Here is a 13,935-nt window from a genome sequence, read left to right on the forward strand (position 1 = left end):
GGTCAGGACACCAATCCGGTGAGTACGGCGAACGGGACCACCAGGTAGCCGACGCAGAGACCGACGGCGACGACCAGCGCGATCGCCCGGTTGCGACGCTCACCCTTCGGCGTCTGCTGGCCCAGGCTGCGCAGCGCGCTGAAGATGCCGTGCCGCAGGTGGAAACCGACGGTGACGATCGCCAGGGTGTAGAAGAGCGTGACGTACCAGCGCTCCGGCGCGAAGTCCGTGACCACGTTGCCGTACGGGTTGCTGGCGTCGCCCTGAGGGTTCAGGTGACCGGTGGTCAGGTCCAGGATGTGGTAGATCACGAAGAGCAGGATGATCACCCCACCCCAGCGCATCGTGCGGGCGGCGTAGCTGCCCTGGATCTTCTTGCGGTGGGCGTACTTCACCGGGCGGGCGGCGCGGGCGCGCCGGGCCAGCACGGTGGCGGCCACGATGTGCGCCACCACGGCGACCGTGAGCACGGTGCGCTGGATCCACAGGTACCAGGTGTGGGGCAGCAGCGGCGTGCCGATGTCCCGCAGCCAGTGCGCGTAGTGGTCGAACGACGTCTCGCCGGTGAAGATCTTCAGGTTCCCCAGCATGTGCACGACGAGGAAGAGCACCAGGAGGATGCCCGTCACCGCCATGACGGCCTTCAGGCCGACGTTCGAGCGGATGGGCGACCGAGTTTTCGTGATTACCACCTGACCGACGCTAGGAGGACTTTGATCAGTCGTCCAATGCATCGACCTCGCAGTCTTGATAGCCATAAGCTATGTAGATGCAGCTCCATCAGCTCAAGTACTTTGTGGCGGTCGCAGAAGTACGACATTTCACCCAAGCCGCCGACCTCGTCGGCATAACCCAGCCCTCACTGAGTAAGCAAATTCACGCCCTGGAGACCGACCTGGGGGCCCCGCTCTTCGAACGGGTAAGGGGCAATATCGCCCTCACCGCTGCCGGCGAGGTGCTGCTGCCGTTGGCCAAGCGGATCCTCGCCGACGTCGACACCGCCACCCGCGAGGTGCAGGAGCTGGTCGGCCTGCGCCGGGGCCGGGTCCGCCTCGGCGCCACCCCCAGCCTGGCCACCTCGCTCGCCCCGCCGGTGCTGCGCCGGTTCCGCGACGCCCACCCCACCGTGGACCTGCGGGTGGAGGAGGGCGGCTCCCAGGACCTGGTCCGTGACCTGCTGCGCGGCGACCTCGACCTGGCGCTGATCATCATGCCGGCCCAGGGCGCCGACCCGGGGCTGCGCGCCGACCCCATCCTGCGGGAAAGCCTCGTCGTCGCGTCGGTGGACCCGCTGCCCGCCGCCCGGGACAACGGTCAGCTGCGCATCACCGACCTGCGTGACCAGCCCCTGGTCATGTTCCGCGAGGGCTACGACCTGCGGGACGCCACCATCCAGGCCTGCCGGGAGGCCGGCTTCGAGCCGACCATCTCGGTCGATGGTGGCGAGATGGACGCCGTGCTCAGCTTCGTCGAGGCCGGGCTGGGCATCGCCCTGGTACCCGGCATCGTGGTCGCCCGCCGGGCCGGCGTCCGGGTCACCCGGCTCGCCCCGCCGGGCGTACGGCGGACCATCGCGGTGGCCCGCCGCCGGGACGTGGTGCCCACCCACGCCGGCCGGGAGCTGCGCCGGATACTGCTCGACTACGTGCACGACGCCACCGCCGCCGACGAGCTGCCGCCCGGCGTGGAGCCGCTGCCGTAACCGGGGCGGGTCAGCGCCCCTCGGCGTCGTCCATCGCCCGGTAGATCCGCTGCTCCGACACCGGGTACGGGGTGCCGAGCGCCTGGGCGAAGACGCTCACCCGCAACTCCTCGATCATCCACCGGATCTGCCGTACCGCCGCCGAGTTGCGCCGGCTGGGCGGCAGCGCGGCGAGCATGTCGGCGTACTCCTTCTGCACCACCGCGATCCGGTCCTGCTGCTGCTTGTCCCGCTGCGGGTTGCCCGGCAGCCGGTCCAGGCGCCGCTCGATCGCGGTCAGGTAGCGCAGCAGGTCGGGCAGGCGCGCGTACCCGGCCTCGGTGACGAACCCCTTGTGCACCAGCCCGGAGAGCTGGTTGCGGATGTCGGCCAGGGCGGCCACCACGGCCAGGTTCCGGGTCGCGCCGAGCCGCTGCTCCACCGCGTATGCGGCGGCGAGGACCCGGCGGACCCGGTCCATCACGTCGACCACCGTGTCGATCAGGTCGGCGCGGACCCGCTCGCGCAGCGCGGCGAAGCCCTCGGCGTCCCAGGCCGGCCCGCCCGCGTCGGCGATCAGCTTGTCGATCGCGGCCCCGGCGGCGTCGGAGATCAGCTCCTGCACCCCGCCGTGCGGGTTGCGGCTGAGCGCCAGCTTCGCCTCGTTGGAGAGCCGGCCCTGAAGGAACTTCGCCGGCGACGGCACGGTCAGCCGCAGCAGCCGCCGGGTGCCCGCCCAGTGCGCCGCGGCCTGTTCGGCCTCGGAGTCGAACACCTTCACCCCGACCGTCGCGCCCTCGTCGACCAGCGCCGGGTACGCGGTCACCGCGTAGCCGGCCCGGACCTGCTCGATGGTGCGAGGAAGATCGTCGATGCTCCACTCACGGAGGCCCGTCCGGGCGACGTCCGGCGCGGCGGCGGCCACGACCTGGCGTACCTCCTGGCGGAGCTGGCGTTGCAGGGCCGGCAGGTCCTTGCCCTCGGCGACCGGCTTGTTCTCCTCGTCGAGCACCCGGAAGCTGACCCGCAGGTGGGCCGGCAGCCGGTCGACGTCCCAGGCGTCGCGCGGCACGGTGACCCCGGTCATCCGGCGCAGCTGCCGGGTCAGCGCGTCCAGCAGCGGCTCCTCGCCGGCCGGCATCGCCGCCAGCGCGGCCCGGGCGTAGTCCGGCACCGGGACGAAGTTGCGCCGGACGGCCTTGGGCAGCGACCGGATCAGCGCGACGACCAGTTCCTCGCGCAGCCCCGGCACCTGCCAGTCGAAGCTCTCCGCCGGCACCTGGTTGAGCAGCGGCAGCGGGATGTCCACGGTCACGCCGTCGGTCGGGGTGCCCGGGTCGAAGGTGTAGGTCAGCGGCAGGGTGACCCCTTCGGCCTGCCACTCGTCCGGGTAGTCGGCCTCGTCCACCCCGCCGCGACCGGCGTTGATGAGCAGCTCGCGGGTGAAGGTGAGCAGCTCCGGCTGCTCCCGCCGGGTCGTCTTCCACCACGAGTCGAAGTGCCGGCCGGAGACCACGTCGGCGGGGATTCGCTGGTCGTAGAAGTGGAAGATCGTCTCGTCGTCGACCAGGATGTCCCGCCGCCGGGCCCGGTTCTCCAGCTCCTCGATCTCGGTGAGCAGCCGCTGGTTGTCCCGCCAGAACTGGTGGTGGGTCTGCCAGTCGCCCTCCACCAGGGCGTGCCGGATGAACAGCTCCCGCGACAGTGCCGCGTCGATCCGGCCGAAGTTGACCTTGCGGGAGGTGACCAGCGGGATGCCGTACAGGGTCACCTTCTCGTAGGCCATCACCGCGGCCTGCTTCTTCTCCCAGTGCGGCTCGCTGTAGCTGCGCTTGACCAGGTGCTGCGCCAGCGGCTCGACCCACTCCGGCTCGACCCGCCCGGCGACCCGGCCCCAGAGCCGGGAGGTCTCCACCAGCTCGGCGGCCATCACCCAGCGCGGTGGCTTCTTGAACAGCGCCGAGCCGGGGAAGATCGCGAACTTCGCACCGCGCGCCCCCAGGTACTCGTGCTTCTGCGCGTCCTTGAGCCCGACGTGGGACAGCAGGCCGGGCAGCAGCGACTGGTGCACCTTCGGGGTGTCGATCTCCTCCGGCAGGTCCGCGGTCGGGCCGCGCCGGCCGCCGTCCACCGGGGCCTCCGTCGCGCCGCGCCGGCCGCGCCCGCCGCCGCCCTGATCCGGGGTACGCAGCACCTGGCGCAACTGGCTGACGATGTCCTGCCACTCGCGGACCCGCAGGTAGTTCAGGTATTCCGCCTTGCACATCCGGCGGAACGCGCTCGACGACAGCGCCCGCTGCTGCTCCCGCAGGTAGCGCCACAGGTTGAGGAACGCGACGAAGTCGGACTCCTTGTCGGCGAACCGGGCGTGCGCCTGGTCGGCCTGCGCCTGCTTCTCCGCCGGCCGCTCGCGCGGGTCCTGGATGGAGAGCGCGGCGGCGATCACCACCACCTCGGTGGCGCAGCCGTTGCGCTCGCCCTCCAGCACCATCCGGGCCAGCCGGGGGTCGACCGGCAGCTGGGCCAGCCGCCGGCCCAGCGGGGTGAGCCGCTTCGCCGGGTCGGACTCGGTCGGGTCGAGCGCGCCCAGCTCGTGCAGCAGGTTGACGCCGTCGGTGACGTTGCGCCGGTCCGGCGGGTCGATGAACGGGAACGCGGCGATGTCGCCGAGCCCGATCGAGGTCATCTGGAGGATGACCGAGGCGAGGTTGGTGCGCAGGATCTCCGGGTCGGTGAACTCGGGCCGGGAAAGGAAGTCCTGCTCGTCGTAGAGCCGGATGCAGATGCCGTCCGAGGTACGCCCGCAGCGGCCCTTGCGCTGGTTGGCCGAGGCCTGCGAGACCGGCTCGATGGGCAGCCGCTGCACCTTGAGCCGACTGGAGTAGCGGGAGATGCGGGCCGTGCCCGGGTCCACCACGTACTTGATGCCGGGCACGGTCAGCGACGTCTCGGCGACGTTGGTGGCCAGCACCACCCGCCGCCCGGCGTGCGGGGCGAAGACCCGGTGCTGCTCGGCGGTCGACAGCCGGGCGTACAGGGGGAGGATCTCGGTGCCGAGCAGCGACCGTTTCTTCTCCACCAGCTTGCCCAGCGCGTCGGCGGTGTCCCGGATCTCCCGCTCGCCGGAGAGGAAGACCAGGATGTCGCCGGGCCCCTCGGCGGCCAGCTCCTCGACCGCGTCGCCGATCGCCTGGATCTGGTCGCGGACGTTCTCCTCGTCGTCGCCCTCGTCCTCCTCGGCCTCGCTCACCTCGACCAGCGGCCGGTAGCGCACCTCGACCGGGTACGTCCGCCCGGAGACCTCGACGATCGGGGCCGGCTCGCCGTCGGCGTCGGCGAAGTGCCGGGCGAAGCGGTCCGTCTCGATGGTCGCCGAGGTGATGACCACCTTGAGGTCGGGGCGGCGGGGGAGGAGCTGCCGAAGGTACCCCAGGATGAAGTCGATGTTGAGGCTACGCTCGTGCGCCTCGTCGATGATCAACGTGTCGTACTGGCGCAGCATCCGGTCGGTCTGCAACTCGGCCAGCAGGATGCCGTCGGTCATCAGCTTGACCAGGCTGCGGTCGCTGACCTGGTCGCTGAAGCGCACCTTGTAGCCGACCACGTCGCCCAGCTCGGTGCCGAGTTCCTCGGCGATCCGGTCGGCGACCGTCCGGGCGGCCAGCCGGCGGGGCTGGGTGTGCCCGATCAGGCCGTTCACCCCGCGCCCCAGCTCCAGGCAGATCTTGGGCAGCTGGGTGGTCTTGCCCGAGCCGGTCTCGCCGGCCACGATCACCACCTGGTGGTCGCGAATCGCGGCGGCGATGTCGTCCCGGCGCTCGCTGACCGGCAGCTGCGCCGGATAGGTGATCACCGGCACGGCGGCCCGCCGGTCCGCCAGCCGCGCCTCGGCTCGGGCCACGTCCGCGGCGATCTCGGCGAGCGCGCCGTCGCGCCGCTCGGGCTCCCGCAGCTTGCGCGCCCCGTCCAGCCGCCGCTGCAGGCGGCGCTGGTCGCGGAACATCAGCGAGGAGAGGCGGCGGTGCAGGTCGCGGACGGTGACGGCCTCGGCGGGTACGGCTGGATTCTGCATGTCGTCGCCAAGGATAGGCAGCCCGCCGCCGGAGCGCCCCCGGGTTACCTCCGGCCCCCCGCCGCACCCCGTCGGCGTCGCTGCCCGGGGCGGCGGGCCGGCCAGGTTAGAGTTTCCGCCGAGCGACACCGATCCGGGGGCGGCGACATGACGATGCTGGACACCGACCGCGCGCTGGTGCAGGCGGCGACCGCGGTCGCCAAGCTGCGCTGCCGCAGCGACAACCACACCGTCGCCGCCGCGGCCCGGACCGCCGACGGCCGGGTCTTCACCGGCGTCAACGTCTACCACTTCACCGGTGGCCCGTGCGCCGAGGTGGTCGCGATCGGCGCCGCCGCCACCCAGGGGGCCGGCGAGCTGGAGGCCATCGTCGCGGTGGGCGACCGGGGGCGGGGCGTCATCCCGCCCTGCGGGCGGTGCCGCCAGGTGCTGCTGGACTACTTCCCGTCGATCAAGGTGATCGTCGGGCCGATGGACGCGCTGCGCCCGGTGCCCGTCGCCGACCTGCTGCCCGAGACGTACGTCTGGGGCGACCACCAGCTCGACGCGCCGATGGCGGTGCGCACCGGGCAGTGGCCGATGCCCACCGTGCCGAGCAGCCGGCCGGCCTCCGAGGACTGACCCCCCGCTCGCCGGCACCGGCCTGCTTCCCGGCGGTGCCTCGGCCCTCTGCGGCGGCGGGTCAGTCGCCGGCGGCGGCCTCCAGCATTGAGCGGGGCACGCCGACGTTCTCGTAGCGCACGTTGCCCTCCGGCACCAGCCAGCTCGCCACCCGCACCACGAGTTGGCCGGCGCGCACCGCCGGGTCGTTGGCGTACAGCTCGCGGGCCTCGTCCGGGCCGATCGGCAGCACCGCGAGACCGCGCAGGGTCGGGTCGTCCGGGTCCACGAACGGGCCGGCGGCGAGCACGAGTCCCTGCTCCACCAGCCCCGCCTGGTGGGCCAGGTGGGTGTCGTGCAGCAGATCCGCCGCGTCCCGGGGCAGCTCCGGCGCGTCCGCCGGGCGGCTGAAGAGGACGAGGGTGTGCTGGTCGAATCGCATGGACCCAGGGTAGGGGGGATTTTCCCCGGTTGGTTCCGGTGTGCCCGGGTCGGCGGCTTATCGACGACGCTCGGTTAGGACACCCTCCACGTCTCGGCTAAGGTAAGGCGTACCTTAGTTCCAGCTCGGGAGCATCGTGACCACCCTCGCCGCACGTCCGGTCGGCGCCCCCCGCCGCACCGGCGGACAGCGGGGCCGCCGCACCGCCGTCGCCGTCGCGGCCGCGCTGGCGCTGCTCCTGGCCGTCCTGGCCAGCCTCGCGCTCGGCAGCCGGCCGCTGGGCGTCGGCCAGGTCTGGGACGCCGTGGTCGCCCCGGACAGGGGAACGGCGAGCACCATCGTGCGCGAGCTGCGGATGCCGCGTACCGCCCTGGGCCTGGTCGTCGGCCTCGCCCTCGCGGTCGCCGGGGTGCTCTTCCAGGCACTCACCCGCAACCCGCTCGCCGAGCCGCGGATCCTCGGCATCAGCGCGGGCGCCTCCTTCGGCGTCGTGCTGGCCATCGCCGTCCTCGGCGTCGGCAGCCTCGCCGGGTACGTCTGGTTCGGCATCGCCGGCGCGCTCGGCGCCGGCCTGCTGGTCTTCGCCGTCGCCAACCGGACCCGCGAGGGCGCCAGCCCGGTCACCCTCGCGCTGATCGGCGCGGCCCTCGACGCCAGCCTCGCCTCCGTGGTGTACGCGCTGCTCAGCATCGACGCGCGCACCTTCGAGGAGTACCGGTTCTGGGTCGTCGGCGGGCTGACCGGGCGGGATCTCGGCGTCGCCGCCCAGGTGCTGCCGTTCGTCCTGGCCGGGCTGGCCCTGGCCGCGGTGGTCGCCCGGGGCCTCGACGCGCTCGCCCTCGGCGACGACGTCGCCCGTGGCCTGGGCCACCGGATCGGCCTGGTACGCCTCGGCGGCGGCGCGGCCGCCGTGCTGCTCACCGGCGCCGCGGTCGCCTCGGCCGGGCCGATCGCCTTCGTCGGGCTCGCCGTGCCGCACCTGGCCCGCGCCCTGGTCGGTGCCGACCACCGCTGGACCCTGGGCGTCTCCGCCCTGCTCGGCCCGACTCTGCTGCTCGGCGCCGACATCGTCGGCCGACTGATCGCCCCGCCCGGTGAGGTGCCGGCCGGGATCATCACCGCGTTGATCGGCGCGCCGCTGCTGGCGTACCTGGTCCGCCGCGCCAAGGTGGTGACCGCGTGAGCGCGAGGAGTGAGCCGGGTTTGCGAGCGCCGCAGTCGCGAACTGAGGCTGGCACCGTGAGCGCTCCTGACCTGACCGTCGCCCCGGCCGCCGCCCCGACCGGCCTGGCCGGGCTGCCCGGGCGGTCGCTGGTGCGGGTCGGGCCGGTCAGCCTCCAGGTTCGCCGCCGCGCGGTGCTCGTCGCGCTCGCCTCGACCGTGCTGCTCGCCCTCGCCGCGCTGCTCAGCCTCAGCCTCGGCACCCCGTACGTCGCGCCGGCCGACGTGCTCCGCGCGCTCTCCGGCGCCGGCACCCCGTACGACCTGGTCGTGCTCGACCTGCGGCTGCCCCGGCTCGTGCTCGCCGCGACGGCCGGCGCGGCCTTCGGGATCGCCGGCACGCTGATCCAGAGCGTGGCCCGCAATCCCCTGGCCAGCCCCGACGTCATCGGCATCACCCAGGGCGCCGGCCTGGCCGCCACCGTCGCGATCACCACCGGTGCGGCGGCCGTGCTGGTCGCCCCGGCGGCCCTGGTCGGCGGGCTGGCCGCCGCGGTCCTGCTGCTCGCGCTCGGCGCCCGGCACGGGCTGGCCGCGCAGCGGTTCGTGCTGGCCGGCGTCGCCGTCGCGTTCGCCCTGCGGGCGCTGACCGAGGTGGTCATGCTCTCCGCCGACCCGATCGACGGGCTCCGGGCGCAGATCTGGCTGATCGGCACCCTCGCCGGCAAGGGCTGGACCGAGACGGTCTGGATCGCGCTCACCCTGGCCGTGCTGCTGCCGGTGCTGGCCTGGGCCGGCTGGGCGCTCAACGGCTCCGCCCTGGACGACGACACCGCCCGGGGGATCGGGCTGCGGCCGGTGGCCCGCCGGATCGGCCTGGCCGCCACCGGCGTCGTCGTCGCGGCCACCGTCACCGCCCAGGTCGGCGCGGTCGACTTCGTCGCCCTGGTCGCCCCGCAGGTGGCCCGCCGGCTGGTCCGGGCCGAGCGGCCGCCGATGGTGTGCGCCGCGCTGCTCGGCGCGCTGCTGCTGGTGCTGGCCGACCTCGCCGGCCGGCGGCTGTTCGCCCCCACCCAACTGCCGGCGGGCGTGCTCACCGCCGCGATCGGCGGGCCGTACCTGATGTTCCTGCTGGTCCGCGGCCGTCGGCGGTCGTCGTGACGTCCACCCCTGGCACAGGAGGCGCGATGCTCTCCACCCGCGACCTGGTCGCCGGTTACGACGAACGGACCGTGCTGGACGGGCTCGACCTGGAGCTGCCCGCCGACGCGTTCACCGTCATCGTCGGGCCGAACGCGTGCGGCAAGTCCACCCTGCTGCGCACCATGGCCCGGCTGCTCACGCCCCGCCGGGGCGCCGTGCTGCTGGACGGCACCGCCATCCGCGACCTGCCCACCCGGGAGGTGGCCCGGCGGCTGGGCGTGCTGCCGCAGAGCCCGCTGGTGCCGGAGGGCGTCACCGTGGCCGACCTGGTCGGGCGGGGCCGGCAGCCCTACCAGCGGTGGTGGCGGCAATGGTCGGAGCAGGACGCCGTCGCGGTGGACCGGGCGATGGCGCTCGCCGATGTCGCCGGGCTGGCCGACCGGCCGGTGGACACCCTCTCCGGCGGCCAGCGGCAGCGGGTCTGGATCGCGATGACCCTCGCCCAGGACACCGAGGCGCTGCTGCTCGACGAGCCGACCACCTTCCTCGACCTGGCCCACCAGGTCGAGGTGCTGGACCTGCTGCACCGGCTGCGCGCCGAGCGGGGCCGCACCGTGGTCGCCGTGCTGCACGACCTCAACCAGGCCGCCCGCTACGCCGACCACCTCGTGGCGATGCGGGCCGGGTCCGTGGTCGCGGCCGGGCCGCCGCGGGAGATCCTCACCGCGGAGCTGGTCCGGGACGTCTTCGGGCTCGACTGCGTGGTGGTGCCCTGCCCGGTCACCGGCGCTCCGCTGGTGGTGCCCGGTCTCACCAGCCCGTCGCTGGCCCCGCTGCCCGGCGCCCCGGTCCCCGCCGATCCGGCCCCGGCCGCCGGCACGCCCTCCGTTGCCGGCCCGGCCGGCTCGAATCCCGTGGGCCCGACCGCTCCGGCGGCCCGCACCTCCGTCGACGACGCGGACACCCCGCGCGTCGGCCCGTACCCCTCGAAAGGACTCTGATGCGTCGTCTCGCCGCCACCCTCACCGCGGCCCTCGCCCTCGGCGTGGGCCTCACCGCCTGCGGGGAGAGCGACCCGGTCGCCGGCACCGCCACCGGGGAGACCCGGGAGATCACCCACGCCATGGGCAGCACCAAGGTCCCGGCCGAGCCGAAGCGCGTGGTGGTCCTCGACACCGACAAGATCGACACCGCGCTGTCGCTCGGCGTCACGCCGGTCGGCGCCGCCACCGCCGGTGAGGCGAAGAGCTGGCCGACCTACTTCGGCGAGGAGAAGCTCGCCGGCATCAAGGAGGTCGGGGTGCTCACCGAGCCCGACCTGGAGGCGATCACCGCGCTGAAGCCGGACCTCATCCTGGGCAGCAAGTTCCGCCAGGAGAAGTTCTACGACGAGCTGAGCGCCATCGCGCCCACCGTCTTCACCGAGAAGGTCGGCATCACCTGGAAGGAGAACCTGCTCCTCGACGGCAAGGCGCTCGGCAAGGAGCAGCAGGCCCGCGACCTGCTCGCCACCTACGAGAAGCGGGCGAAGGACTTCGGCGCGAAGCTCGGCGACGCCGCCGCCCGCAAGATCTCCATCGTCCGGTTCATGCCGACCGAGATCCGCGTGTACGGGCCGGCTTCGTTCTCCGGCATCGTGATCGGTGACACCGGCCTCGGCCGCCCCGAGCGGCAGCTGCTCGCCGGCAAGGAGGACAAGCGGATGGACCGGGTCAGCCCCGAGCGGATCAACGAGGTCGACGGTGACGTCATCTTCGTGACCGCGTACGGCGAGAAGGCCGCCGCCGAGCAGGCCAAGGTCACCGGCGGCACGCTCTGGCAGGGCCTCTCCGCGGTCAAGACCGGCAAGGCGCACGTCGTCTCCGACGAGATCTGGATGACCGGTATCGGCGTCGGCGCCGCCAACAAGATCCTCGACGACCTCGCCAAGTACCTCACCGCCTGACCCCTCGCGCGCGCCCTCCTCGGCGCGCCCACCCCGCGCCCTCCTCGGCGCGCACTTTCAGAGAAAGAGTGGCTATTCCACGCGGAATAGCCACTCTTTCTCTGTATGAGGGCTCGGTGTTGGCGGGGTGGGGGCGTGGGTGCGTGCGCATCCGTCGCGGGGCGGGGCGTGCGGCGGGGTATGCGCGGGTGCGGGAGGGCAGGGCCGGGCGGGGGTGCGGCTAGGCGCGGGGGCGGGTGCGGGAGGTCAGGGCGGTGCGGACCTCGGTGAGGAAGGTGTCGAAGTCCTCGCGCATCCGCTTGCTGGTGACGTGCAGGACGATCCAGTCGTCGCCCAGCATCCTGTTGAGACGCTGGCGGTCGCGGTGGAACTGGTCCGGGTCGTGGTGCCAGAGCCCGTCGTACTCGTTGGCCACCTTCAACTCGGGCCACGCCAGGTCGACCCGGGCGACGAAGCGGCCGACCCGTTCGATGACGTGGGGCTGCTGGTGGTGTGGCGGTTCCGGGAGCCGGACCGGGCCGACCGGGTGGGCTCCGCCGCGCAGGCGTACCGGGCGCTGCTGTCGGTGTTCGCCCAGCCCGGATGTCGGTGGTGGACGTTCGGGGTCGTGCCGTTGGTCTACACCGGCGCCGGCGCGGCGTACGCGCTGGTCACGCCGGCGCTGGTGGACGCCGGCTGGTCCCTCGGGCGGATCGGGGTGGTGACCGGCGTGGTGACCAGCGCTCCCGCCGTCGTGGCCGGGCTGCTCGCCGGGGCCGGCGTGGGCCGGTTCGGTCGCGGCGCGGTCCTCGTCGTCGCGGGGGTGTCCCTCGCGGTCTCCACGGCGCTGCTGCTGCCGCTGCTGACCGGGCGGGCGCCGGTGGGCGGAACGGTGGCCGCGCTGTGCTGCTTCATGGCCGCGTACACGGTGGCCAACGTGGTGCTCTACACGGTCAACATGGACTACTCCCGGCCCGGTACGGGCGGCACCGACTTCACCGTCCTGTCCTCGTTCGGGCTGGTCTGCTCGTTCGTGGCGGCCTCGGTCGGGCTGGCCGCCGCCGATCGGGCGGGCTATCCCGCCGTCGCGGCGGCCTGCATGGTCCTGGTGGTGCTGGGCGTCGCGGTGGGCGTCGCCCACCAGCGCCGGTTCGCACCCGCATCCGCGTCGACGCCGGGGATGAGACGCCGATCGCCGAGCCGCGCCACGCCGAACCGGTGCGGCGTTGACTCGAACTTAGGTTAGGGTAACCTAACTTCACTCGATCAACTCGGGACCGCTGGCGGATGCCGCGCCGTTGCCCGTCCGCCCGCCGTGTCCACTTTCGACCATTGAGGACTGCCATGAGTCTGCCCGGAGCAACCGTTCAGGCCCTCCCGACCGGAGTCGTCCCCGGCTCGGTGGCCGCCGACCGGGCCCACCTGTTCACCGCCGGCACCGTCGCGGACTACCGGCGGGTGCTGGCCGACGGCATCGACCGGGTGGCCGACCGGGTCGCCGCCGCCGACCGGCCCTTCACCGGCGTCACTCCGCAGGACCTCGCGCCCCGGATCGCCGGCATCGACCTGGACCGGCCGCTCGGCGACACCGGGGCGGCGCTCGACGAGCTCCAGGACGTCTACCTGCGCGACGCGGTGTACTTCCACCACCCGCGCTACCTGGCGCACCTGAACTGCCCGGTGGTGATCCCGGCGCTGCTCGGCGAAGCGGTGCTGAGCGCGGTCAACTCCTCCCTGGACACCTGGGACCAGAGCGCCGGCGGCACGCTGATCGAGCGCCGCCTGATCGACTGGACGGTCGACCGGGTCGGGCTCGGCCCGGCCGCGGACGGGGTGTTCACCAGCGGCGGCACGCAGTCGAACCTGCAGGCGATGCTGCTGGCCCGGGAGGAGGCGGTCGGCTGGGCGGCAACCTCGGGCGGCACCCGGCCGTCCCGTCCGGAGGCGCTGTCCCGGCTGCGGATCCTCACCTCGGCGGCCGGCCACTTCAGCGTGCAGAAGGCGGCGAAGCTGCTCGGCCTCGACGCCGACGCGGTGGTCACCGTCCGCACCGACGCCGAGCGCCGGATGCGCACCGACGAACTGGCCCGGGAGATCGACCGGTGCCGTCGGGAGGGGCTGCGGGTGATGGCCGTGGTGGCGACCGCCGGCACCACCGACTTCGGCACCATCGACCCGCTGCCGCAGATCGCCGACGTCTGCGCGGCGGCCGGCGTGTGGCTGCACGTCGACGCCGCGTACGGCTGCGGGCTGCTGGTCTCGCCGACCCGGCGGCACCTGCTCGACGGCATCGAGCGGGCCGACTCGGTGACCGTGGACTACCACAAGTCGTTCTTCCAGCCGGTCAGCTCCAGCGCGCTGCTGGTGCGCGACCGCCGGGTGCTGCGGCACGCCACCTGGCACGCCGACTACCTCAACCCGGCCCGGGCAGTCGAGCAGCACATCCCCAACCAGGTCGACAAGAGCATCCAGACCACCCGCCGCTTCGACGCCCTGAAGCTCTGGCTCACCCTGCGCATCATGGGCCCGGACGCGGTCGGGGCGCTCTTCGACGAGGTGATCGACCGGGCCGCCGCCGCCTGGCAACTGCTCACCGAGGACCCCCGCTTCGAGGTGGTGACCCGGTCCCAGCTCAGCACCGTGGTCTTCCGCTACCTGCCCACCGGTCCCGGCCGGGCACTCGTCGACGAGGCCAACCTGTACGCCCGCGAGGCGCTGGCCGCCTCCGGCGCCGCCCTCGTCGCGGGAACCACCGTGGACGGCGCGCACCACCTGAAGTTCACCCTGCTCAACCCCGAGACCACCGTGGACGACATCGCCCACGTCCTCGACCTGATCGCCGAACACGCCGGCTGGTACGTGCGTACCCGCGCGGCCGGTGAGCTGTCCTGCCCCATCCGCTGACCGGCCGT

At 73.4% G+C, this 13,935-nt stretch carries 12 protein-coding genes; 8 read left to right on the plus strand and 4 right to left on the minus strand.

The genetic code is table 11. The annotated features are described in order from the left end of the window. Positions 1-2: 2 nt before the first annotated feature. On the minus strand, positions 3-635 hold the full coding sequence (locus ACTWM8_RS11015) for a succinate dehydrogenase cytochrome b subunit (protein ID WP_446213727.1): 633 nt from the start codon (positions 633-635) through the stop codon (positions 3-5). Between the two features lie 134 nt (positions 636-769). Here ACTWM8_RS11015 and ACTWM8_RS11020 point away from each other — a divergent pair, with 134 nt between their 5' ends. After that, entirely contained in the window at positions 770-1,702 is a 933-nt protein-coding gene (locus ACTWM8_RS11020) for a LysR family transcriptional regulator (protein WP_446213728.1), read from the plus strand. Positions 1,703-1,712: 10 nt separating this feature from the next. Here the strand turns inward: ACTWM8_RS11020 and hrpA are convergent, their stop codons facing one another. Beyond that, positions 1,713-5,753 (minus strand): ATP-dependent RNA helicase HrpA, encoded by a 4,041-nt coding sequence (gene hrpA / locus ACTWM8_RS11025; RefSeq protein WP_446213729.1) that lies wholly within the window; start codon positions 5,751-5,753, stop codon positions 1,713-1,715. Positions 5,754-5,900: 147 nt separating this feature from the next. Between hrpA and ACTWM8_RS11030 the strand changes: the two genes are divergently transcribed. Further along, positions 5,901-6,374, plus strand: a complete 474-nt coding sequence (locus ACTWM8_RS11030) for a cytidine deaminase family protein (RefSeq protein WP_154938401.1) — start codon at positions 5,901-5,903, stop codon at positions 6,372-6,374. A 61-nt stretch (positions 6,375-6,435) separates the two neighbouring features. On the opposite strand, the gene ACTWM8_RS11035 is transcribed toward ACTWM8_RS11030, so the two are convergent. Further along, positions 6,436-6,795, minus strand: coding sequence for a YciI family protein (locus ACTWM8_RS11035; protein WP_446213730.1), 360 nt, complete (start codon positions 6,793-6,795; stop codon positions 6,436-6,438). Between the two features lie 136 nt (positions 6,796-6,931). Between ACTWM8_RS11035 and ACTWM8_RS11040 the strand changes: the two genes are divergently transcribed. From ACTWM8_RS11040 to ACTWM8_RS11055, 4 genes are read left to right on the plus strand one after another with little or no spacing between them, the layout of a single operon-like run. Continuing rightward, positions 6,932-7,978: a FecCD family ABC transporter permease gene (locus tag ACTWM8_RS11040; RefSeq protein ID WP_446213731.1), complete on the plus strand. Its 1,047-nt coding sequence runs from the start codon at positions 6,932-6,934 to the stop codon at positions 7,976-7,978. Positions 7,979-8,034: 56 nt separating this feature from the next. Further along, a complete protein-coding gene (locus tag ACTWM8_RS11045) occupies positions 8,035-9,117 on the plus strand; it encodes a FecCD family ABC transporter permease (protein WP_446213732.1) in 1,083 nt (360 codons plus the stop codon). A gap of 26 nt (positions 9,118-9,143) precedes the next feature. After that, the gene (locus tag ACTWM8_RS11050) at positions 9,144-10,100 is read left to right on the plus strand and encodes an ABC transporter ATP-binding protein (protein ID WP_446213733.1); all 957 of its coding nucleotides are present in this window, start codon (positions 9,144-9,146) and stop codon (positions 10,098-10,100) included. Beyond that, entirely contained in the window at positions 10,100-11,044 is a 945-nt protein-coding gene (locus tag ACTWM8_RS11055; RefSeq protein WP_446213734.1) for an ABC transporter substrate-binding protein, read from the plus strand. Before ACTWM8_RS11050 ends, ACTWM8_RS11055 begins: the two co-directional genes overlap by 1 nt. Positions 11,045-11,264: 220 nt before the next feature. Here ACTWM8_RS11055 and ACTWM8_RS11060 read toward each other — a convergent pair whose 3' ends face one another. Continuing rightward, positions 11,265-11,459: a hypothetical protein gene (locus ACTWM8_RS11060; RefSeq protein WP_446213735.1), complete on the minus strand. Its 195-nt coding sequence runs from the start codon at positions 11,457-11,459 to the stop codon at positions 11,265-11,267. Positions 11,460-11,519: 60 nt separating this feature from the next. Between ACTWM8_RS11060 and ACTWM8_RS11065 the strand changes: the two genes are divergently transcribed. Beyond that, positions 11,520-12,269 (plus strand): hypothetical protein, encoded by a 750-nt coding sequence (locus tag ACTWM8_RS11065; protein ID WP_446213736.1) that lies wholly within the window; start codon positions 11,520-11,522, stop codon positions 12,267-12,269. Positions 12,270-12,367: 98 nt separating this feature from the next. Further along, positions 12,368-13,927 carry a pyridoxal phosphate-dependent decarboxylase family protein gene (locus tag ACTWM8_RS11070; RefSeq protein ID WP_446213737.1) on the plus strand — a complete coding sequence of 520 codons (1,560 nt, stop codon included), beginning with the start codon at positions 12,368-12,370 and terminating at the stop codon, positions 13,925-13,927. Positions 13,928-13,935 lie beyond the last annotated feature (8 nt).

It is taken from the genome of Micromonospora sp. IBSANI012 (genome assembly GCF_052814045.1).

Bases quoted from the DNA above. Each gene is read 5' to 3' on its own strand.
- ACTWM8_RS11035 (WP_446213730.1), bottom strand. From the start codon at position 6,795: ATGCGATTCGACCAGCACACCCTCGTCCTCTTCAGCCGCCCGGCGGAC.
- ACTWM8_RS11030 (WP_154938401.1), top strand. From the start codon at position 5,901: ATGACGATGCTGGACACCGACCGCGCGCTGGTGCAGGCGGCGACCGCG.
- ACTWM8_RS11070 (WP_446213737.1), top strand. From the start codon at position 12,368: ATGAGTCTGCCCGGAGCAACCGTTCAGGCCCTCCCGACCGGAGTCGTC.
- ACTWM8_RS11015 (WP_446213727.1), bottom strand. From the start codon at position 635: ATGGCGGTGACGGGCATCCTCCTGGTGCTCTTCCTCGTCGTGCACATG.
- ACTWM8_RS11020 (WP_446213728.1), top strand. From the start codon at position 770: ATGCAGCTCCATCAGCTCAAGTACTTTGTGGCGGTCGCAGAAGTACGA.
- ACTWM8_RS11055 (WP_446213734.1), top strand. From the start codon at position 10,100: ATGCGTCGTCTCGCCGCCACCCTCACCGCGGCCCTCGCCCTCGGCGTG.
- hrpA (WP_446213729.1), bottom strand. From the start codon at position 5,753: ATGCAGAATCCAGCCGTACCCGCCGAGGCCGTCACCGTCCGCGACCTG.
- ACTWM8_RS11050 (WP_446213733.1), top strand. From the start codon at position 9,144: ATGCTCTCCACCCGCGACCTGGTCGCCGGTTACGACGAACGGACCGTG.